The sequence below is a fragment of the Neisseria sp. P0007.S010 genome, from assembly GCF_051962875.1.
In the GTDB taxonomy this organism is placed as follows: domain Bacteria; phylum Pseudomonadota; class Gammaproteobacteria; order Burkholderiales; family Neisseriaceae; genus Neisseria; species Neisseria subflava_A.
The window spans coordinates 91724-112849 of record NZ_JBQCUX010000008.1; the positions used below are offsets into that span (position 1 = coordinate 91724).

At 48.5% G+C, this 21126-nt stretch carries 21 protein-coding genes and 1 tRNA gene; 10 read left to right on the forward strand and 12 right to left on the reverse strand.

The features are described 5' to 3' along the window. Nucleotides 1-41 precede the first annotated feature (41 nt). From ACTHR7_RS07400 to ACTHR7_RS07425, 6 genes are all read left to right on the forward strand, one after another. Nucleotides 42-1112 (forward strand): porin, encoded by a 1071-nt coding sequence (locus tag ACTHR7_RS07400; protein ID WP_440370595.1) that lies wholly within the window; start codon nucleotides 42-44, stop codon nucleotides 1110-1112. A 125-nt stretch (nucleotides 1113-1237) separates the two neighbouring features. Beyond that, nucleotides 1238-2755 (forward strand): polyamine aminopropyltransferase, encoded by a 1518-nt coding sequence (locus ACTHR7_RS07405; RefSeq protein WP_440370602.1) that lies wholly within the window; start codon nucleotides 1238-1240, stop codon nucleotides 2753-2755. 167 nt (nucleotides 2756-2922) lie between these two features. Next, nucleotides 2923-3390: an FxsA family protein gene (locus tag ACTHR7_RS07410; RefSeq protein ID WP_036490296.1), complete on the forward strand. Its 468-nt coding sequence runs from the start codon at nucleotides 2923-2925 to the stop codon at nucleotides 3388-3390. A 179-nt stretch (nucleotides 3391-3569) separates the two neighbouring features. After that, entirely contained in the window at nucleotides 3570-5417 is a 1848-nt protein-coding gene (locus ACTHR7_RS07415; protein WP_440370596.1) for a transglycosylase SLT domain-containing protein, read from the forward strand. Nucleotides 5418-5694: 277 nt separating this feature from the next. Further along, nucleotides 5695-5907, forward strand: a complete 213-nt coding sequence (gene rpsU, locus ACTHR7_RS07420) for a 30S ribosomal protein S21 (RefSeq protein WP_003680926.1) — start codon at nucleotides 5695-5697, stop codon at nucleotides 5905-5907. A gap of 98 nt (nucleotides 5908-6005) precedes the next feature. Further along, on the forward strand, nucleotides 6006-6452 hold the full coding sequence (locus ACTHR7_RS07425; protein ID WP_107723506.1) for a GatB/YqeY domain-containing protein: 447 nt from the start codon (nucleotides 6006-6008) through the stop codon (nucleotides 6450-6452). Nucleotides 6453-6515: 63 nt separating this feature from the next. On the opposite strand, the gene accD is transcribed toward ACTHR7_RS07425, so the two are convergent. The 11 genes from accD to ACTHR7_RS07480 form a co-directional block, all read right to left on the reverse strand. Further along, nucleotides 6516-7382, reverse strand: a complete 867-nt coding sequence (gene accD, locus ACTHR7_RS07430) for an acetyl-CoA carboxylase, carboxyltransferase subunit beta (protein WP_049331298.1) — start codon at nucleotides 7380-7382, stop codon at nucleotides 6516-6518. A gap of 75 nt (nucleotides 7383-7457) precedes the next feature. Next, nucleotides 7458-8243, reverse strand: coding sequence for a tryptophan synthase subunit alpha (gene trpA / locus ACTHR7_RS07435; protein ID WP_070645012.1), 786 nt, complete (start codon nucleotides 8241-8243; stop codon nucleotides 7458-7460). A gap of 326 nt (nucleotides 8244-8569) precedes the next feature. Further along, entirely contained in the window at nucleotides 8570-8917 is a 348-nt protein-coding gene (locus ACTHR7_RS07440) for a hypothetical protein (protein WP_440370597.1), read from the reverse strand. After that, nucleotides 8901-9203 carry an integration host factor subunit alpha gene (locus ACTHR7_RS07445; RefSeq protein WP_003680933.1) on the reverse strand — a complete coding sequence of 101 codons (303 nt, stop codon included), beginning with the start codon at nucleotides 9201-9203 and terminating at the stop codon, nucleotides 8901-8903. The genes ACTHR7_RS07440 and ACTHR7_RS07445 overlap by 17 nt, the downstream gene beginning before the upstream one ends. A 114-nt stretch (nucleotides 9204-9317) precedes the next feature. Then, on the reverse strand, nucleotides 9318-11681 hold the full coding sequence (gene pheT, locus ACTHR7_RS07450) for a phenylalanine--tRNA ligase subunit beta (RefSeq protein ID WP_440370598.1): 2364 nt from the start codon (nucleotides 11679-11681) through the stop codon (nucleotides 9318-9320). Nucleotides 11682-11784: 103 nt separating this feature from the next. Continuing rightward, nucleotides 11785-12774 carry a phenylalanine--tRNA ligase subunit alpha gene (pheS, locus tag ACTHR7_RS07455; protein ID WP_003683075.1) on the reverse strand — a complete coding sequence of 330 codons (990 nt, stop codon included), beginning with the start codon at nucleotides 12772-12774 and terminating at the stop codon, nucleotides 11785-11787. Between the two features lie 248 nt (nucleotides 12775-13022). Continuing rightward, nucleotides 13023-13382 (reverse strand): 50S ribosomal protein L20, encoded by a 360-nt coding sequence (rplT, locus tag ACTHR7_RS07460; protein WP_003675502.1) that lies wholly within the window; start codon nucleotides 13380-13382, stop codon nucleotides 13023-13025. A 12-nt stretch (nucleotides 13383-13394) separates the two neighbouring features. After that, on the reverse strand, nucleotides 13395-13592 hold the full coding sequence (gene rpmI / locus ACTHR7_RS07465) for a 50S ribosomal protein L35 (RefSeq protein ID WP_003675505.1): 198 nt from the start codon (nucleotides 13590-13592) through the stop codon (nucleotides 13395-13397). 142 nt (nucleotides 13593-13734) lie between these two features. Further along, a complete protein-coding gene (infC, locus tag ACTHR7_RS07470) occupies nucleotides 13735-14256 on the reverse strand; it encodes a translation initiation factor IF-3 (RefSeq protein ID WP_079453677.1) in 522 nt (173 codons plus the stop codon). 17 nt (nucleotides 14257-14273) lie between these two features. Next, nucleotides 14274-16187 carry a threonine--tRNA ligase gene (thrS, locus tag ACTHR7_RS07475; protein ID WP_070838676.1) on the reverse strand — a complete coding sequence of 638 codons (1914 nt, stop codon included), beginning with the start codon at nucleotides 16185-16187 and terminating at the stop codon, nucleotides 14274-14276. Between the two features lie 52 nt (nucleotides 16188-16239). Next, a tRNA-Val gene (locus tag ACTHR7_RS07480) sits at nucleotides 16240-16316 on the reverse strand. Nucleotides 16317-16553: 237 nt separating this feature from the next. Here ACTHR7_RS07480 and tgt point away from each other — a divergent pair. The 4 genes from tgt to ACTHR7_RS07500 all read left to right on the forward strand — a co-directional run bounded on the left by tgt (nucleotide 16554) and on the right by ACTHR7_RS07500 (nucleotide 19981). Then, nucleotides 16554-17669 carry a tRNA guanosine(34) transglycosylase Tgt gene (gene tgt / locus ACTHR7_RS07485; RefSeq protein WP_003683087.1) on the forward strand — a complete coding sequence of 372 codons (1116 nt, stop codon included), beginning with the start codon at nucleotides 16554-16556 and terminating at the stop codon, nucleotides 17667-17669. Nucleotides 17670-17754: 85 nt separating this feature from the next. Further along, entirely contained in the window at nucleotides 17755-18765 is a 1011-nt protein-coding gene (gene hemH, locus ACTHR7_RS07490; RefSeq protein WP_440370599.1) for a ferrochelatase, read from the forward strand. Between the two features lie 120 nt (nucleotides 18766-18885). After that, nucleotides 18886-19284 (forward strand): c-type cytochrome, encoded by a 399-nt coding sequence (locus tag ACTHR7_RS07495; protein ID WP_440370600.1) that lies wholly within the window; start codon nucleotides 18886-18888, stop codon nucleotides 19282-19284. Nucleotides 19285-19489: 205 nt separating this feature from the next. Continuing rightward, nucleotides 19490-19981, forward strand: coding sequence for a disulfide bond formation protein B (locus tag ACTHR7_RS07500; protein WP_440370601.1), 492 nt, complete (start codon nucleotides 19490-19492; stop codon nucleotides 19979-19981). A 60-nt stretch (nucleotides 19982-20041) separates the two neighbouring features. Here the strand turns inward: ACTHR7_RS07500 and ACTHR7_RS07505 are convergent, their stop codons facing one another. After that, entirely contained in the window at nucleotides 20042-20770 is a 729-nt protein-coding gene (locus tag ACTHR7_RS07505) for a YebC/PmpR family DNA-binding transcriptional regulator (protein ID WP_003745951.1), read from the reverse strand. Between the last annotated feature and the right edge of the window lie 356 nt (nucleotides 20771-21126).

Here is a 21126-nt window from a genome sequence, read left to right on the forward strand (position 1 = left end):
TCCCGTCCCCAATTAAGAAAAAGACATAAAAGGAGAACAAAATGAACAAGTTATCTTGTTTTGTTGCCACTACCCTCATCGGTTCTTCCATAAGCATCGCCCACGCCGAACCTAAAATGAGCGGTACCATCTACATCATGACCGAGGTCGAACACAACAATAAAACCGGTGTAACCTCTACAACCATTTCCGATAAAAGTTCCAGTCTTTATCTCTCCGATGAAGTACGACTCAACAACGACTTATGGCTGAAATGGCAACTTGGCTCCTTTATTTACTTCGATTCCGACCGCTGGGGCGGCTGGGGTACTGCCGACTCATACGTCGCGCTCAACAGCTACAAAAACCTCGGCACCGTCAAAATGGGTTACATCAGTACGCCCATGAACAGCATTTATCTGAACCCGTTCGACACCAACAGCCCGATTTTGGAGTTCGGCAAAATTTCCCGCTTCGGCCAACGCCGTGTTTCCATGGCTTATGAGTCGCCTTGGAAAAACGGTTTCCAATTCAAATTCAACGTTTCCCCCGGTTCCAATGCCGCGCGCAACAACAATGACTGGAATCCGGACAAAAAACGTGACGGCGACTGGGTCTTTGGCTGGGGTGTAGACTACTACCACCCAAACAACGGCTTTAATGCGCACTACGCTGCCGAATACGCACCCAACGACTCTCCGACCGAAACCAAAGACTTCCAAGCCCATGCATTCATGGCCGGATACAGCAAAGACAAAATCTCCGTCGATGCCGCGTTCCAATACGCCAAAAATACTTGCGACGGCTTCAGCTGCTGGGGCGTATGGAAAGATGCGGCAGGCAACGTAGCCGGTTCTTACGACAAAGAAATCAACAACACCAAAGAATTTATGGTGTCCGGCTCATACAAAGTGGGCAATTTCAAACCTCAAATCGGCTTTGCCTACGGTAAAAGCTCTGTCGGCGAAGACTACAAACACGTCGCCGTCAGCACCGATTACAGCTTCTCCAAACGGACAACCGCCACACTCGGTGCCGGCTGGTTGAAAGAAAACGTCAATCCGAAATACGATGAAGATTTGCCGAAAAAATCTTCTTACGCAGTGGGCATGGTATTCAAACACCGCTATTAATGCCTGACAGATTAAAGGCCGTCTGAAACAATTTGTTCAGACGGCCTTTTCTACATCCTATAATTTAAACTTGCAGCCCACCTTAAAAATCATTACATTGCCCACACTCAAGCAACAAAAACGTCATCATGAACGCCCACCGCACCCTCATCATCTCCGTTTTTATCGTCGCCAGCTGCGGCCTCGCTTACGAGCTCATCATCGCCGCGCTCGCAAGCTATCTTTTGGGCGACAGTATTTTGCAATTTTCCTCCGTCATCGGGCTTTATCTGTTTTCAATGGGTATCGGCGCCCACCTGACCCAATACATCAAAGATAAAGACGTATTGCACCGCTTTATCGAAATCGAACTTCTGGTCGGCATCATCGGCGGCATTTCCGCGCTGGCATTATTTGTGGCCTTCGGTTTATCCGCCGCCCCATTCCGCACCCTGCTCTACGCTTTTGTACTGATTGTCGGCATGGTTGTCGGTATGGAAATTCCTTTGGTCATGCGCGTGTTAAACCAAAAAGGTGCGGAATTTAAAAAACTCGTATCCAAAGTATTGACCTTCGACTACTTGGGCGCACTTGCCGTCTCGTTATTATTTCCACTTCTGCTCGCCCCAAAACTCGGCATGGCGCGTTCCGCCTTGTTGTTTGGCATCTTCAACGCCGCCGTCGCCTATCTGACCGCCCGCGTATTCAAATCCGAATTACCCCGCTATCACGCCATCCGTACGCGTGCGTTTATCGTATTGACTGCGCTCATTACGCTCTTCGTCTACGCCGACCGTATTTCCTTTAAAGCCGAACAAAGCTATTTCGGCGATCCCGTCGTCTATCAAAGCCATTCACCCTACCAACGGCTGGTAGTGACACGCTGGAAAGACGACACCCGCCTCTACATCAACGGCAACCTGCAATTCTCCTCACGCGACGAAGCCCGTTACCACGAAGCACTCGTTCTGCCTGCCATGCAGATGGTGCCCAACGCCGAACGCGTCCTGATTCTCGGCGGCGGCGACGGATTGGCGGCACGCGAAGTCTTAAAATATCCGCAGGTCAAAAATGTTACTTTGGTCGATCTCGACCCCGACATGACCGCCACTTTTAGAACCTCCGCCACCTTGAGCGCGCTCAACCAAGGCTCGCTGTCCCATCCCAAAATGCACGTCGTCAACGACGATGCCGCCAAATGGCTGGAAGGGTCGTCTGAAAAATTCGACGTTATCATCATCGACCTACCCGACCCGTCCAATTTCTCGCTTGGTAAACTTTACTCCGTCCCCATGTACCGCCTCGTTGCCCGCCATCTTGAGCCGCAAGGTAAGATTGTTGTGCAATCGACTTCGCCTTATTTCGCACCCAATGCCTACTGGTCGGTCGTTGCCACCCTCGAAGCGGCCAAATTGAATACCGCGCCCTATCATGTTTACGTCCCTTCCTTTGGCGAATGGGGATTTGTGTTGGCAGGGTTTGACCAGAACTTCCCCATTCCGCAAAAATTCGACGTACCCACCCGCTATCTCAATGCCCAGACCGTCGCTGAAATGTTCCGTTTTCCGCCCGATATGGCAAGGCGTAAGGTTGAAGCAAATTATTTGAACAACCAAATTCTCGTCAGTTATTTTGAAAGCGATTGGAACAATGTGATGCGATAGAATATCTAAAGGCCGTCTGAAACATCTGCCTTCTTTTTATCTCCGTTCAGACGGCCTCATCGTCCGTTTACCCTTTTTCACACAGCATTTGCTTGAAAAAATAAGGTTTATCTTTATCTAGATAGAACACAATCGACACTATCCGTTGAATGAAGGAACAAACACTTATGCAGTATTTTGGAATCGGTTTTTTGGTTTTAATCTTTTTGGAAATCATGTCCATCGTCTGGGTTGCCGACTGGATAGGTGGCGGCTGGACGCTGTTTGTGATGGCCGTCAGCTTTATCAGCGGTATCTTTATGCTGCGCCATACCGGCATTTCCGGCCTTTTGCTTGCAGGCGCAGCCGTCCGCAGCGGCCAAAACATTTCCCTCTATCAAATGCTGTGGCCGATTCGCTATACCGCCGCCGCGGTTTTCCTGCTCAGCCCCGGTTTTATTTCAACCGCCGTCGCCCTGCTCTTGCTGATTCCGTTTAAAGGCAATACGCCGGTTTCTTCTGCACAGTCTTTCCAAAGCCGCCAAACTTACGGCCCTGCCAAAGATGATGAAGACATTATCGAAGGCGAATACACGGTTACGCGCACCGGCAAAGCCGACAAACCGCAGGACTATATCGAACACAAACCCGATTGACGACTTCCTTCATAAAAGGCCGTCTGAATTAGGAATACTTCAAAAAGTGTTTCATATTTCAGACGGCCTTAGCCATTTCCGGGCTTTGAAAATGTAAATATCGGTTTGTAATTCGGTTATTCTGCATAAATCATTTAAAATAAAAAGTTATTTTGATTCTAAAAACGACACGGTATCCAATGAACGTTCAACGTCTTTTCCCTCTCTCCCTCAGCTTGATTACCGCCGCTGTTTTATCGGCGTGCGCCACCCAAAACACACCGACTGCTTCGAAAAGCGAAACTGTCGTTCAGCCTAAATCTACTTCTATTCCTTCACGCCGCGCCGACAGCGAGTCCAAAGTCCTGTCCGATTACAGCCAATACCAAAGCGCCATCGATGCCGCCAAACGCGGCGACGATGCTTGGGTACAACAATTTTTATCCCAAGCCAGCGACAGCGCAATGGCTGAAAACGTCCGCAACGAATGGCTGAAAACCTTGGGCGCGCGCGGCCAATGGGATTTGTTCCGTCAAGAATTCAGCAAATTGAACGCCGCCGGCGTCGCACAAGAAGTGCAATGTTATGCCGATTTGAGCAGCGGAAATTACAGCAAAGCCGCCGAGCTGGTTCGCGTGACCAGCAAACTGCCTGCCGGCTGTACACGCTTGGTTGAAAGCGCGGCAGCTTCAGGTCGTCTGAACACCAACGACGCATGGCGTCGCGTTCGCGGCTTATTAAGCAACAGCCAAACCACAGATGCACGCAACCTCGCCGCCGCATTGGGCAGCCCGTTTGAAGGTGGCACGCAAGGTGCGACCGAATACAGCCTGTTGAGCGTTATCGGCAAAGATGCACGCAAATCCGCTTCTGCCGCCTCCACCCTGTCCGACATGGAACCCGGCCTCAGCCGCGAACAACGCAGCTTCGCATGGGGCGTATTGGGCCACTACCATGCACAAAGCCAAAACATGCCGACTGCTTTGAGCTACTACGGCCGCGTTTCCGACCGCAAGCAACTGACTGACGAGCAATTGGAATGGTACGCACGCGCCGCTTTGCGCCTGCAACGTTGGGACGAATTGGCAAGCGTGATTCAGCATATGCCTGAAAAACTGCAAAAAGACCCGACATGGCAATATTGGTTGGGCCGCAGCTTTGCCGCACAAGGCAAAAGCAGCCAAGCCAAAGAAATGTATGAAAAAGCTGCTGTTTCCGGCCGCAATTTCTACGCTGTATTGGCAGGTGAAGAGCTGGGCCGCCGCATCAATACGCGCAACAACGTTTCCGATGCCGATGCCAAAGATGTCCGCCGCATGAGTGAAGACGGCGCCATCAAACGCGCATTGGTTCTGTTTAAAAACAGCCAAAGCAACGGCGACTCTAAAATGCGCCGTCAGGCACAGGCAGAATGGCGTTTTGCCACCCGCGACTTCAACGAAGACAACCTGCTGACTGCCGCGCAAGTCGCTTTCGACAACCAGTTCTACGACATGGCGATCAACAGCGCAGACCGTACCGACCACAAACTCAACTACAAACTGCGCTATATCTCTCCGTTTAAAGACCTGACCGTCCGCTATGCCGCACAGGCAGGCATTGACCCGGCATGGGTTTACGGTTTGATTCGCCAAGAGAGCCGCTTTGTCATGGGCGCGCAATCCAGCGTCGGCGCACAAGGCCTGATGCAGGTCATGCCTGCGACCGCCCGCGAAATCGCCGGCAAAATCGGCATGAGCAGCAGTGAACTCTACACCATGGACGGCAACATCCGCATGGGTACTTGGTACATGGCAGATGCCAAACGCCGCCTGCAAAATAACGAAGTAATGGCCACCGCAGGCTACAATGCCGGCCCCGGCCGCGCCCGCAACTGGCAGGCTTCTTCGCCTTTAGAAGGCGCGATTTACGCCGAGACCATCCCATTCACCGAAACCCGCGACTACGTGAAAAAAGTTATGACCAACGCGACTTATTACGCGTCATTGTTCAACGAACCGCAAACTTCGTTGAAACAACGTATGGGTACGGTTCCCGGCCGTTATTAATACCCGATAGGCCGTCTGAAAAGTGAGACAGAATCAAACGTTCAGACGGCCTGCAACCTTGACAGACCATCGGGTTTATAAGATAATCGCCCGATTGTTTCTGACCGAAAAGGTCACTTGCACGGCAAAAGCCGACTTGTTAGGAGGTGATGTTTACATCACGGCGCGTATCCCGCCCTGCCCTCGGCAAACCAGCGATACAACAACTCCCCCATTATGACAAACCGTCCTCTATTTCTTAAAACGGTTTGATTGAACAAAATTTAAAGGAAATAAAATGCCTGCTATTCGTGTTAAAGAGAATGAACCATTTGAAGTTGCCATGCGTCGTTTCAAACGTGCCGTAGAAAAAACCGGTCTGTTGACCGAACTGCGCGCCCGTGAAGCGTACGAAAAACCAACTACCGAACGCAAACGCAAAAAAGCTGCTGCAGCCAAACGTCTGCAAAAACGTCTGCGCAGCCAACAACTGCCTCCTAAAATGTACTAATTACAGGCCTGCCCTGTGATAAACGACACACCGCAAGGGCAGCTTTGCGGTGTGTTTTGTTTTTCAGACGGCATCTTTTTATATAAAGTGAGAACATTATGAGCCTAAAAACACAATTAACCGAAGACATGAAAACCGCCATGCGTGCCAAAGACCAAGTATCTTTAAGCACCATCCGCCTGATTAATGCCGCCATCAAACAATTTGAAGTAGATGAGCGCACTGAAGCCGATGACGCAAAAGTCATCTCTATTCTGACCAAAATGGTGAAACAGCGCAAAGACAGCGCCAAAATCTACACCGAAGCCGGTCGTCAAGATTTGGCTGACAAAGAAAACGCGGAAATCGAAATCCTCAACCGCTACCTGCCGCAAATGATGTCTGCAGAAGAAATCAAGACTGTCGTTGAAGCAGCCATTACAGAAACCGGTGCATCAGGCATGGCCGATATGGGCAAAGTCATGGGTGTACTGAAAACCCGTCTGGCCGGCAAAGCCGACATGGGTGAAGTCAACAAGGTTTTGAAAGCCGCATTGACTGCTTAATCATCAATAATTAAAAAGGCCGTCTGAAATATTATTTTCAGACGGCCTTTCTTATTGTGCCAATCAAGCGGCAGTTACTTTACCTTCATGACGCAACAAAGTAATCAAATCGCTGATACGTTTTTTCATGGAACGGCGATCGACGATTTGGTCGATTGCCCCCTTCTCCAACAAGAATTCTGCACGTTGGAAACCTTCCGGCAAGGTTTCACGTACAGTCTGCTCGATAACGCGCGGACCGGCAAAACCAATCAGCGCATTCGGTTCTGCCAAAACCACATCGCCCAAGAAGGCAAAGCTGGCAGATACGCCGCCCATGGTCGGGTCGGTCAATACAGAAATAAACGGCAGACGTTTTTCAGTCAGCAAATGCAAAGCCGCGCTGGTCTTCGTCATCTGCATCAAAGAGTTAATCCCTTCCTGCATACGCGCACCACCGGAAGCCGCCACACAAATAAACGAACAATTATCTGCAACGGCACGACGTACACCCTGAACGAAACGCTCACCCACGACCGAACCCATAGAGCCGCCGATAAAACGGAATTCAAACGCAGCCACAACGACAGGCAGGCCGTTCATGGTGCCTTTCATAACAACCAATGCATCGTCTTCGCCGGTTGCTTTACGCGCAGCCGCGAGGCGGTCGGGATATTTTTTGCTGTCTTTGAATTTCAGCGGGTCGGTCGGTTTAATATTGGCTGCAATCTCTTCACGGCCTTCTTCATCCAAAAGTAGATTCAAACGTTCGCGCGCAGAAAGCGGATTGTGGTGATTACATTTCGGGCAGACTTCGCTGTTTTGCTTCAACTCGGTTGAATAAACCGTTGCCGAACAAGACGGACATTTGTGCCACAGGCCTTCAGGGACGCTGGACGAACTGCTTCGGTTTTTAATTTTCGGAGGAAGAATTTTATCTAGCCAGCTCATGAATGACTCCTTAGGATTCAGAATTCAGTCAGCCAGTTGAACGTAAGGCCGTCTGAAACAATGGAATGGAAAAATTTAGCGAATTGCGTCTTTCAACTCTTTAACTAACGCGCCTACTGCCTCAGCCTCGCTACCCGCGTGACTTTCAATCTCTTTGACGATACGGCTGCCGACAATAACGGCATCCGCCACCGCTCCAATCTTACGCGCGCTCTCCGCATTATTGATGCCGAAGCCGACACCAATCGGAATATCAATGTATTTGCGCAAAAGCTCTATTTTACGCGAAACTTCTTCAGTATCCAAACTTGCTGCACCGGTCACGCCTTTGAGCGATACATAATACACAAAACCGCCGGCTACTTTGGCAATCGTTTGAATACGCTCTTCAGTTGTCGTTGGCGCAATAAGGAAAATACAATCAATACCTTGCGCTTTCAACGATTCATGCAAAGGCGCAATGGTTTCTACCGGAGAATCCACGGTCAACACACCATCTACGCCTGCTTCGGCAGCCGCTTGCGCAAACGCCTGATAGCCCATTTTATGTACAGGGTTCAAATAGCCCATCAAGACAACCGGCGTTTTATCATTGGTTTGGCGGAACAAGCGTACTGTTTCCAATACGTCGCACAAAGAAACATGATTTGCTAACGCCCTTTCAGCCGCACGTTGAATAGTCGGGCCATCCGCCATCGGGTCAGAAAACGGCACACCCAGTTCCAAAATATCAGCACCATTAGCCACCAGGCTATGCATCAATGCCAAGGTTGTCTCAAGGCTGGGATCACCCACCGTAATATAAGGAATCAGTGCTTTTGCGCCATTGAGCGCTGAAAAAGTTTGTTGGATTCTGCTCATTTTCTGCTATCCATTTCATCGATTTGAATGTTGTCCGGCAGCCTATTTATTCTGCCGTTACATTTGTTTTAAAAACCTCAGTCTGCCATGAAAAGACGGCATCTATCCGCATTATCTAATGACTGTTTCTTCCCAATCGGCAAACAAGAGGCTAAGTATAACATTTACGGCTATTTCGTAGAATCATTTGCAATCAAGATTCTGATATTTTGAAAGCAATATAAAACAATAAAGGCCGTCTGAAAATCATTCAAACAGCCTTTATTAGAATCAATTATGCAAATCTTTGTATGCCTTCGCACTTTTGATCAAAATTTCCCTATCGATTACAGTTCGACATGGTGGTTTTGTTGTTCAGAACCAAGATGACGCTCCAAATCAGACAAAATCTGCATCAGACCATGACGAACTTCTTCCGCATTGGCGGCAGGATTGCCGTTTGCATCCAAAGCGCCACGACTGAACGTATCGATGTACGGTTCAAACGTATCTTTCAGTTTCAACAACTTAACCACATCTAAGCGCGTATATCGATCGCCACCGTATCCAATCACAACATTATTCTCATGTTGCCATTGGGCAAACTGAGCCGGACTGATTTGCACCAATTGGCACATCTCGTCCAACGTAAAATAACGCTTGGCAGGAATAACCGGATTATTGTTGTTTGTCATAGTAATGCTCCACCATGCCTTTGAGCTTTTGGCTGGCATGGAAAGTTACCACACGGCGTGCGGTAATCGGCACTTCTTCGCCTGTTTTAGGGTTACGGCCAGGGCGTTGGGGTTTGTCGCGCAATTGGAAATTGCCGAAACCGGAAATTTTAATTTCTTCACCACGCGCCAAAGTGCTGCGGATTTCTTCAAAAAAGAGCTCGACGATTTCTTTGGCATCATTCTTGGTGACGTTGCTGACTTTGTCGACCAAAATATCAGCTAATTCTGCTTTAGTTAGTGTCATGTGTTTACCTTCATTCAAACTGGTGCAATTATTACCAAAATTCTTTTAAAAATCAAGTCCTCACCAAAAAATCAAATATTATTGGTGATTTTTGGTGACAACTTTTATCTTATGTTAAGCGCGAAGCTGTGCGTCTTTCTCGGCTGCGGCTTTAATCATTTTCGCAACCAAAGGCTCGATGACTTCATCTGTCAGCGTGTTTTCCATATCCTGCAAAATGATTTTGACGGCAACGCTCTTCATGCCTTCAGGCACGCCCGTACCGCGGTAAACGTCAAACACGCTGATTTCTTGAACCAGCTTGTTCGCCGCCGCTTTCAGGACATTTAACAAATCATCATGCGTTACAGCTTCAGGCATTACAAATGCCAAATCTCGGCGTGCAGGTTGGAATTTGGATACAGACTGATAACGGGTTTTCTCACGACCCAATACCGCATCCATATCGATTTCAAATACCAGCGGCGCTTGTGGCAAGTCATATTTTTGCAGCCATTTCGGATGCAACTCGCCAACAAAACCAACTACTTGGCCGTCTGAAACGATATTGGCGGCACGACCAGGATGCAATGCCGGATGTTCGGTCTTAACAAAGGATACTTCCTTGTTTTTCAAAAGACTCTCAACATCGGCTTTCATATCGTAGAAATCTACGTTGCGTGTTTTCTCGCCCCATTGCTCAGGCAGAACGGAGCCATACCACAAACCGCCGATACGTTCGTTTTGAACAAATTGATCAGCCGAATCTTTGCTGAACACACGGGCAATTTCAAATACGCGTACACGGTTTTGCTTACGGTTCAAATTGTTTTGCAAAACTTCCACCAAACCGCCGATAAGCGTAGAACGCATAACGGCATACTGCGCCGCCAACGGATTTTGCAGACGGATAGGATTGGTATTGGCAGCAAAGTCTTGCTCCCATTGCTCATCCACAAACGCATAGCTGACCACTTCGCGGTAACCGCGAGCCGCCATTTCGTTATAAACCGCAAAACGCGGGCGTTTGGTTTCAGGCAATGCCAACATTTTCAGACGGCCTGAAGTATAGTCGTCGGGAATATTTTCATAACCGTAAACGCGGCCGATTTCTTCAATCAAATCGGCTTCGATCTCGATATCGAAACGGAAGCTAGGAGAAGTGACACGGAAGCCTTCTGCAGTTTTCTCAGGCTGCAAACCCAAATGTTGCAAGATAATTTCGACTTGCTCGGCAGGGATTTCAACACCCAATACCGTTTTCAGACGGCCTAAACGCAATTCGACCTGTTTTGCCTCAGGCAATTTGCCTTGTGCTTCAACCATTTCACCGGCCGCGCCACCACAAATCTGCAACACCAATTCGGTGGTACGCTCAATGGCATCAGCTTGCAAGCGGTAGTCCACACCGCGTTCAAAACGGAAAGAAGAGTCCGAACCAAAACCGTATTGACGGGATTTACCCGCAATAATCTCCGGAGCAAACCAAGCAGCTTCCAGTACGATATTTTGCGTGTCATCTGAAACCGCGCTTGCCTCGCCGCCCATCAAGCCGGCCAAGCTCAACGCACCTTTTTCATCAGCGACCACCAGTGTATTGTCAGCCAAAGTAACCGTCTTCTCGTTCAGACACGCCAAAGTCTCGCCATTTTGAGCACGGCGGACAATCAAACTGCCTGACAGCTTGTCAGCATCGAAAACATGCATAGGCTGACCGATTTCCAGCATCACATAGTTGCCGATGTCCACCAATGCGGAAATGCTGCGGATACCGCTGCGTTCCAAACGTTGTTTCATCCAATCGGGAGTAGCCGCTTTCGCATTGACATTTTCAATAACGCGACTGATAAAACGGCCGCAGTCGGCCGGTGCGTCAATACGGACAGCCTGTTTTTTCTCACTGCCGATAAAGGCCGTCTGAATTTCAACAGGCCTAAACGCACATTGAGTCAACGCAGAAACCTCACGCGCAATACCCTTAACGCTCAAGCAATCAGCGCGGTTAGGCGTAATTTTCAACGTAAACAGCGTATCGTCCAAATCCAAGTATTCACGGATATTGGCACCGACAGGCGCATCTTCAGGCAGAATGTGCAGACCGTCTACACCATCATCAGGCAAACCCAGTTCATTGGTCGAACACAGCATACCGTTTGATGGTACGCCGCGCATTTTAGTCGGCTTAATTTTAAAGTTACCCTGCAAAACGGCACCCGGCAACGAACACGGCACTTTAATACCCGGCTTGACATTTGGCGCACCACAAACAATCTGAACCAACTCGCCCGTACCGGCATCAACTTGGGTAACGTTCAAACGGTCTGCATCAGGATGTTTTTCAACAGATTTTACTTCGGCAACAACCACGCCACTGAAAGCAGGGGCGGCAGTATCGATTTCTTCCACTTCCAAACCGGCCATGGTCAAAAGATGTTCCAGTTTATCGGCAGAAAGATCAGGATTGGCTTGAGTTTTCAGCCACGAATAAGGAAATTGCATATTATTTTCTCTACTATCAGGCCGTCTGAAACAAATTTTTATCAGACGAAATCAGTAATATCTATTCACTTTTCAGACGGCCTATCAAAAGACCATCTGAAATTTATTTAAACTGCTTCAAGAAGTTCAAATCGTTATCGAAGAACAAGCGCAGGTCATTGACGTTGTAGCGCAACATGGCAAAACGGTCGAGACCGATACCGAAAGCGAAACCGGTATATTTTTCAGGGTCGATATTCACATTTTTCAACACGTTAGGATGTACCATACCGCAACCACCTACTTCCAACCATTTGCCATTCTCACCCATAATGTCGATTTCGGCAGAAGGCTCAGTAAACGGGAAGAAAGACGGACGGAAACGTACTTGCAGGTCATCGCGTTCAAAGAAGCGACGGATAAAGTCAGTGAACACTGCTTTCAAATCGGCAAAAGTGACACCCTCTTCTACCCACAAACCTTCGGCCTGATGGAACATAGGCGAGTGAGTGGCATCACTGTCCACGCGGTAAACGCGGCCGGGGGCAATAATGCGGATAGGCGGCTCTTTTTTGTCGAGCATATAGCGGATTTGAATAGGCGAAGTGTGGGTACGCAAAACGTCGCCGTTTTCAACGTAGAAAGTATCTTGCATCGCGCGCGCAGGATGATTTGCAGGAATATTCAATGCTTGGAAATTGTGGAAATCGTCTTCGATTTCAGGGCCGTCCGCCACTTCAAAACCCATACCGTGAAACAGCTCAACCACACGTTGCAAAGTCAAAGTCACTGGGTGCAAACCGCCATGCTCTTGTGCACGGCCCGGCAAAGTAATATCCAAGGCTTCTGCAGCCAATTGGGCTTGCAGCTTGGCTTCATTCAGGGCATCGCGTTTGGCATTAAAAGCCGTCTGAAACTGATTTTTGCATTCATTGATGTGCGCGCCTATGGTTTTACGCTCTTCAGGAGACATTTGACCCAAAGTTTTCAAAAGTCCGGTCAATTCGCCGGTTTTACCAAGATAGCGTGCTTTAATTTGTTCTAAGGCATTGAAGTCTTGCGCGGCTTCAATAGCGGCAATACCTTCTGCAACGATACGGTTTACATTTTCCATGGTGGTTTATCGTCTGTTTGTTGATGGCAGGCCGTCTGAAACAACAAAGCCGTCTGTTGGATTTGATTACAAACCCGTTCAGACGGCCTTTTGTCTTACTGCGGCCAATCCGTTTGATAAGAGAGGCCTATTTTATCGCAAATTAGTATAAAAAAATAGAGTTTAAAGAAAGAAAATCAACTACATAGGATTTCTTTAAGAAAAGAAAAAAGGAAGCATAAGCTTCCTTTTTAAATAATCTTATCGAATTAAGCAGCCAAAGCAGCTTTAGCTTTTTCAACCAATTGTGCAAATGCAGCTTTGTCGAATACAGCCAAATCAGCCAATACTTTACGGTCGATTTCGATAGCAGCACGTTTCAGGCCGTTCATGAATTTGCTGTAAGACAGACCATTTTCACGAGCACCTGCGTTGATACGAACGATCCACAGTTGACGGAATTGACGTTTGCGTTGGCGACGGTCACGGTATGCGTATTGACCGGCTTTCATTACCGCTTGTTTGGCAACACGGTAAACGTTTTTACGACGACCGCGGTAGCCTTTGGCTAACGCGAAGACTTTTTGGTGACGAGCACGAGCGGTAACACCGCGTTTTACGCGTGGCATATTTTAAACTCCTTAAGCGTAGGGCAACATTTTAGCAACAGAAGCCAAATCGCGTGAATCCACCATAGCGGTGCCGCGCAATTGACGTTTAGTTTTAGTGGTTTTTTTGGTCAGGATGTGACTTTTGAACGCATGACCGCGTTTTACACCACCGTTACCCAGTACTTTAAAGCGTTTTTTCGCGCTAGACTTGGTTTTCATTTTAGGCATTGGAAAACTCCATTCGTTATTAGATAAGGTATAAGGGGTTTTGAAATAAATTTCAAACACTTGGAACCCAAAATACCACGGTTTTTGCCGCTAATTAAACCTTATTCCGAGCGGCAATCGAAATAAGCCTTGCATTATAGCTTTATTTTTTCTTAGGCGCAATCATCATCACCATTTGGCGGCCTTCCATTTTAGGGAAGGACTCGATTTGCGCCACTTCAGCCAACTCTTCTTTTACGCGTTCAAGCAGTTGGGCGCCCAATTGTTGGTGGGCCATCTCGCGACCGCGGAAACGCAATGTCACTTTGACTTTGTCACCATCGGCAAGGAAGCGGTTGATGTTGCGCATCTTGATTTGATAGTCGCCTTCATCAGTACCCGGACGGAATTTAATTTCCTTGATTTGTACCTGCTTTTGGTTTTTCTTAGCTTCGTCGCGCTTTTTGGCTTGTTGGTATTTGTATTTACCGTAATCCATCAGTTTGCATACGGGCGGTTTGGCAGTCGGGGAAATTTCTACCAAATCGACATCTTGCTCTTCGGCCATAGCCAAAGCTTCACGAACTGAAACGACACCAAGCTGATCGCCTGACTCACTGATTAATCGCACTTCTTTGGCGGTAATTTCACCATTGATTCGTGCTTCGCGTTCTTGAGCGATGATGAATACTCCTATAAAAATTAATGATTGACGAGGGCGTCAGTGATTTCTTGCTGCAATTGTGCAATAAAATCATCTACATTCAAAGAACCCAAGTCTTCTGCTTTGCGGCGTACCGCAACTTTGTTTTCTTGTTTCTCTTTATCGCCGACAACGATTTGATAAGGGAAACGGTATTGGCTGTTATCGCGGATTTTGTAACCGATTTTTTCGTTACGCAAATCCAATTCGACACGGAAGCCTGCCGCCTGCAATTTGGCAGCCACTTCGCGACAATAATCTGCTTGGTTCTCAGTGATATTCATAATCACCATTTGAACCGGCGCAAGCCACAATGGGAATGAACCCGCATGGTTTTCAATCAGAATACCGATGAAGCGCTCCAATGAACCCAAAATAGCACGGTGCAACATTACAGGACGCGCACGGTCGTTGTTTTCTGTTACATATTCTGCATTCAAGCGTTCTGGCAATACAAAGTCCAACTGCAGGGTACCGCACTGCCAAGAGCGACCCAAGGCATCTTTAACATGGTATTCAATCTTAGGACCATAGAATGCGCCCTCGCCAGGCAGCTCTTCCCACTCTACGCCGCAAGCGGTCAATGCATCACGCAGACCTTGTTCGGCTTTATCCCAAACTTCATCAGAACCTGCACGTTGTTCAGGGCGGAGGGACAGCTTCACAGCAACATCATGGAAGCCGAATTGTTTGTAAATGCGAACCAGCAATTCATTGAATGCGCGTGCTTCATCAACGATTTGATCTTCAGTACAGAAAATATGCGCATCATCTTGCACAAAACCGCGAACACGCATCAGACCATGCAATGCACCGCTTGGTTCATTGCGGTGGCAAGAACCGAACTCGGCCAAACGCATTGGCAAATCGCGATATGAGCGCAAACCGTTATTGAAAATTTGCACATGACCCGGACAGTTCATCGGTTTAACCGCGTATTCGCGTTTTTCAGAACTGGTCACGAACATATTGTCTTTATAGTTTTCCCAGTGGCCGGATTTTTCCCAGAAGGTTTTATCCATAATCTGAGGCGTTTTCACCTCTTTATAACCGGCAGCATTCAGCTCTTTGCGCATATGCTGCTCAATCACTTGCCACAAAGCCCAGCCTTTAGGATGCCAGAACACCATACCCGGCGCTTCATCTTGCAGGTGGAACAAATCCAATTGTTTACCCAGCTTACGGTGGTCGCGTTTTTCTGCTTCCTCGATGCGTTGGATATAGGCTTTCAATTCGTCTTTACTCGCCCAAGCCGTACCGTAAATACGTTGCAACATTTCATTATTGCTGTCGCCGCGCCAGTATGCGCCTGCCAGCTTGGTCAGCTTAAAGTTTTTCAAGAAACGGGTATTGGGAACGTGAGGACCGCGGCACATATCGACGTATTCTTGATGATGATACATGCCCATTGCTTCCACTTCAGGCATGTCTTCAATCAGACGCAATTTGTACTCTTCGCCGCGATCTTGGAAAATTTTGATGGTTTCTGCACGAGGCGTCATCACTTTAATGACGTCATAGTCTTGTGCAATCAACTCTTTCATGCGCGCTTCGATGGCTGCTACATCATCAGGCGTAAATGGTTTTTCAGTTGCGATATCGTAATAGAACCCATCTTCAATCACCGGGCCGATAACCATTTTGGCATCTGGGTAGAGCTGCTTGACCGCATGACCGACCAAGTGCGCGCAGGAGTGGCGGATAATTTCCACGCCTTCTTTGTCTTTAGGCGTAATGATTTGAACGTGGGCATCTTCGGTAATCGGATCGCAAGCATCCACCAATTTACCGTTAACCTTGCCCGCTACCGTTGCCTTTGCCAAACCTGCACCGATAGACGCTGCAATTTGCGCCACGGTAACGGGTGATTCATATTGGCGGACCGAACCGTCCGGCAAGGTAATGTTCAACATCAGAAAGCTCCAAAACATTAAAAAATAACGGCATAAAGCCGTTATGGAAATTTGGTAGGCACAATTGGACTCGAACCAACGACCCCCACCATGTCAAGGTGGTGCTCTAACCAACTGAGCTATGTGCCTTCATCTAGGTCGCTTATTGTAACGAAGCGTGTTCCCTTTTGCAAGCATCTGTAAATACTTTTCAGACGGCCTGAATATTTTTGTTTGATTTATACCTCATTTTTTATTTCCCTCATCATTCAGGCCGTCTGAAACATTGTTTTGACAAAGATAAAATCCAGCCGTCAACCAACGAAAAATCCTTTATAATCTGCCCTTTCATTTCGCACACACGCGAACGTCCAATCTATTATTACTATGCTCAAATTTACCTTACACAAAAAAGACGGTCATGCCCGACGCGGCACTTTGGAACTGAACCACGGCAAAATCGAAACGCCTGTATTTATGCCGGTCGGCACTTACGGTTCGGTCAAAGCGATGAACCCGCAAAACCTACATGACATCAAAGCACAAATCATCTTAGGCAACACTTACCATCTGTGGCTGCGCCCCGGCTTGGAAGTCATCGAACAATTCGGCGGCCTGCACGAATTTATCGGCTGGAACAAGCCGATTTTGACCGACTCGGGCGGTTTCCAAGTATTTTCATTGTCCGATATGCGCAAGCTGACCGAAGAAGGCTGTACATTCCAAAGCCCGATCAACGGCGACAAACTGTTTCTCTCACCCGAAGTGTCGATGAAAATCCAAACCGTATTGAATTCCGACATCGTGATGCAGTTGGACGAATGCACCCCTGGAGAAGCAACGCACAGCCAAGCGCAAAAATCGCTGCAAATGAGCCTGCGCTGGGCAGAACGCAGTAAAAAGGCTTTTGAAGACTTGAAAAACCCAAATGCGCTGTTTGGCATTGTACAAGGCGCGATGTATGAAGATTTGCGTGAAGAATCGCTGAAAGGTTTGGAAGAACTCGACTTCCCCGGCTTGGCCATCGGCGGCTTGTCCGTTGGCGAACCTAAGCCCGAAATGTACCGTATGTTGCGCGCCGTCGGCCCTATCCTGCCGGAACACAAGCCTCATTATTTGATGGGCGTCGGCACGCCTGAAGATTTGGTATACGGCGTGGCACACGGCGTGGATATGTTCGACTGCGTCATGCCCACCCGCAATGCGCGTAACGGCTGGCTGTTTACCCGTTTTGGCGATTTGAAGATCAAAAACGCCAAACACAAACTCGACAAGCGTCCGATTGATGAAAGCTGCACCTGCTACGCCTGTCAAAATTTCAGCCGCTCCTACCTGCACCATCTGCACCGTGTCGGCGAAATCTTGGGCGCACAGCTCAACACCATCCACAATCTGCACTTCTACCAAGTCATCATGGCAGAAATGCGCGAAGCCATCGAGCAAGGCAAATTTACCGATTGGCAGGCGCAATTCCATGAAAACCGCGCCCGCGGTGTGGATTAATCCTTTTAAAGGCCGTCTGAAATTAGGTTTTAATTCAAACTACTTTTCAGACGGCCTCAATATTCTTAATTAATAAAGCACAATCATGTCCCGTTTCCATACCGAACCTCCCTTAGCCTACACCGCACAAAACCGCACCGCCGTCCTGCTGCTCAACCTCGGCACGCCTGACGCGCCCACTGCTGCCGCAGTCAAGCCTTACTTGAAAGAATTTCTATCTGATCAACGCGTTGTCGAACTGCCTAAACTTTTATGGCAACCGATATTGCGCGGCTTGGTATTGACTTTTCGCCCCAAAAAAAGCGCGCATGCCTATGAAAAAGTCTGGTTTAAAGAAGGTTCGCCGCTTGAGGTTTACACTCACCGCCAAGCAGAAGCCCTGGCCAAACATTTGCCCGATGTCATCGTCCGTCATGCCATGACTTACGGCAATCCAAGCGTTGCCGACGTTTTGGCGGAACTCAAAGCCCAAGGCGTGGGCAAATTGCTGGTCATCCCGCTCTATCCGCAATATGCCGGTTCTTCTACCGGCGCGGCTTTGGACAAAGTGTTTCAAGAGTTATTGCTGCAACGCAACCAAATGAGCGTCCGCACCGTCTCCCGTTATTACGACGATGCCGCCTATATTCAAGCCATGAAGCAGCATATTGAAGCCTATTGGGCTCAAAACGGACGCGGCGAAAAACTGATGTTGAGTTTCCACGGCATTCCGCAAAAGCATCATGACGACGGCGACCCCTATCCTGACGAGTGCCACCATACCGCCAAGCTGTTGGCGCAGGCATTGGGCTTGTCCGAACAAGAATACATCGTTTCTTTCCAAAGCCAGTTTGGCAAATCCCAATGGGTCAAGCCCAGCACGCAAGCCCTGTTTGATCAGCTGCCGAAACAAGGCACGACCAAACTTGATGTATTCTGCCCCGGCTTCCTGGCCGACTGCCTCGAAACCATGGAAGAAATCGCCATTATGGGACGCGAACAATTCCACGCCGCAGGTGGCAAAGAATACCGTTACATCCCCTGCCTCAACGATTCCGCCGACTGGATTACCGCACTTGCACAATTAAGTCGGGCCAATCTGCAAGGCTGGATTTGACCTAAACCAAAGGCCGTCTGAAAAATCCACTTTCAGACGGCCTTTAGCGTTATCATCAAGCTATTAAAACGCAAACCAAGCGTGTGGCCATCAAAAACACCACTCAAAAAGGAACACATCATGACTGCACTCCGCCCTATCCTGCTCCTTCTGACCGCACTCAGCCTCCCAACTGCTTTTGCCGCTGATGCCGTGCTGATGAGCAAAGGACAAAAAATTTACGAAACCAACTGCGCCGCCTGCCACGGTAAAAAAGGCGAAGGCCGGGGTACCATGTTCCCGCCTTTATTCCAGTCCGACTATATCAACAAAAAACCGCAAGCCCTGTTGCAAAGCATGACCAAAGGCATCAACGGCCCGATTAAAGTAAACGGCAAATCCTACAACGGCTTCATGCCTGCCACCGCCATCAACGATGCCGATGTCGCCGCCGTTGCCACGTACATCATGAACGCCTTCAATAATGGCGGCGGTACGATTACTGAAGCAGATGTCAAAAAATCTCACGGGAAAAAATAAAACGTCTCTCCCCTAAAGGCCGTCTGAACATTTCAGACGGCCTTTTCGATACGGAACACATTTTTGTTTCCATATTTATGGTTATACAACATCAACAAACATACGCAAAAAACCGTCAAATCAAAAAAAGCATATGCGTTTTGTGTTAAAGTAAACGTTATTTAGCGGCTGTTTTGCGTCCAGGCCGTCTGAAAGGTTTTATGTTATGAACTTTTTCCGCAAGACTGTTTTATTTTTAGTCGTCCTCTCCATATTTGCCGCCTGCGGCTCCTTTATTTCCCAATACGTTTTGGGCATGAACCCGTGCGTATTATGCATCCTGCAACGCTTGTGCGTATTGGCTGTCGGGCTGTTGGCCATTGTTACGGCATTCAGTTCTCAATCTTCCAAATTTGCCCGCTCGCTCTCGGCATTGTTGATTGCCGCTCCGGCCGTTTACGGCGCCGGTGTCGTCGCCTATCAAATTTGGCTGCAAAGCCTGCCACCCGGCACCGCCCCTTCTTGCGGCGCACCTTGGACCTTCCGCCTGCGCGACTGGCCTTTGTTCGATTGGTTTGAACCCATCGTCCGCGGCTTTGGCAACTGCGCCGAGCCGGACTATCTATTCGGCGTCGCCCTGCCGGTATGGAGTATTTTGTATTTCAGCTTCGTGGTATTGCTGCTGTTTTGGGCTTGGTTGAAAACCAGAAAAATCTGATTGGTTTCGATATAAAAAGGCCGTCTGAAATTTCAGACGGCCTTTTGTTCTTTAAACTGTTTAGTCCAGATTCAACACGGCAGAAGTGTAAACGTCTTGTACGTCGTCCAAATCTTCCAATGCGTCAATCAGTTTTTGCATCTTAACCGCATCTTCGCCGCTCAGCTCGGTTTCGTTTTGGGCGCGCATGGTAACGTCGCCGTCAACAGATTTGTAACCTGCGGCTTCCAATGCCGCTTTCACGCCCGCCCAGTCGTTCGGCGCGGTAATCACTTCGATGGAACCGTCGTCGTTGGTGATGACGTCTTCCGCACCAGCTTCCAAAGCCGCTTCCATCAGCGCATCTTCATCAACGCCCGGTTCAAACACCAAATAGCCTTGATGAACGAAGTTGAACGCTACGCAGCCGTCGGTACCCAAGTTACCGCCGTTTTTAGTGAACGCGTGACGCACATCGGCAACGGTACGGGTTTTGTTGTCGGTCAGACAGTCCACCATCAAAGCCGCGCCGCCGATGCCGTAGCCTTCATAACGCAACTCGATGTATTCCACGCCTTCCAGATTGCCCGTACCTTTATCGATGGCACGTTGCACGTTGTCTTTAGGCATATTGTTTTCAGCGGCTTTTTCCAAAGCCAGGCGCAGGCGCGGGTTCGCGCCGGGGTCGCCGCCGCCCATACGGGCAGCAACGGTAATTTCTTTAATCAGACGGGTGAAGATTTTGCCGCGTTTGGCATCTTGTCGGGCTTTTTTGTGTTGGATATTTGCCCACTTACTATGGCCTGCCATGTTGATTCCTTTCGTTTTTTCACGCGTTGAGGCGGAATTTGCTTCATTTGTAAGGCGTGCATTTTATCATAAGTTGCCTTTAGCCAAAATATTCAGACGGCCCAAACATTTGCAAAAATAGGCCGTCTGAAAACAAAAAAACCTTTTTTAAATAAAGAAGCACATTTGCGGCAACCCTTTGTCAGTTTGAGACCTTTGCAAAATTCCTTTTCCCCCGACAGCCGAAATCCAAACATAGGTTTTCGTCTATTTCCGCTCCTAATTACTCCTGATTTTACCCAAATACCCCCTTAATCCTCCCCGGACACCCGATAATCAGGCATCCGGCCGCCTTTTAGGCGGCAGCAGGCGCACTT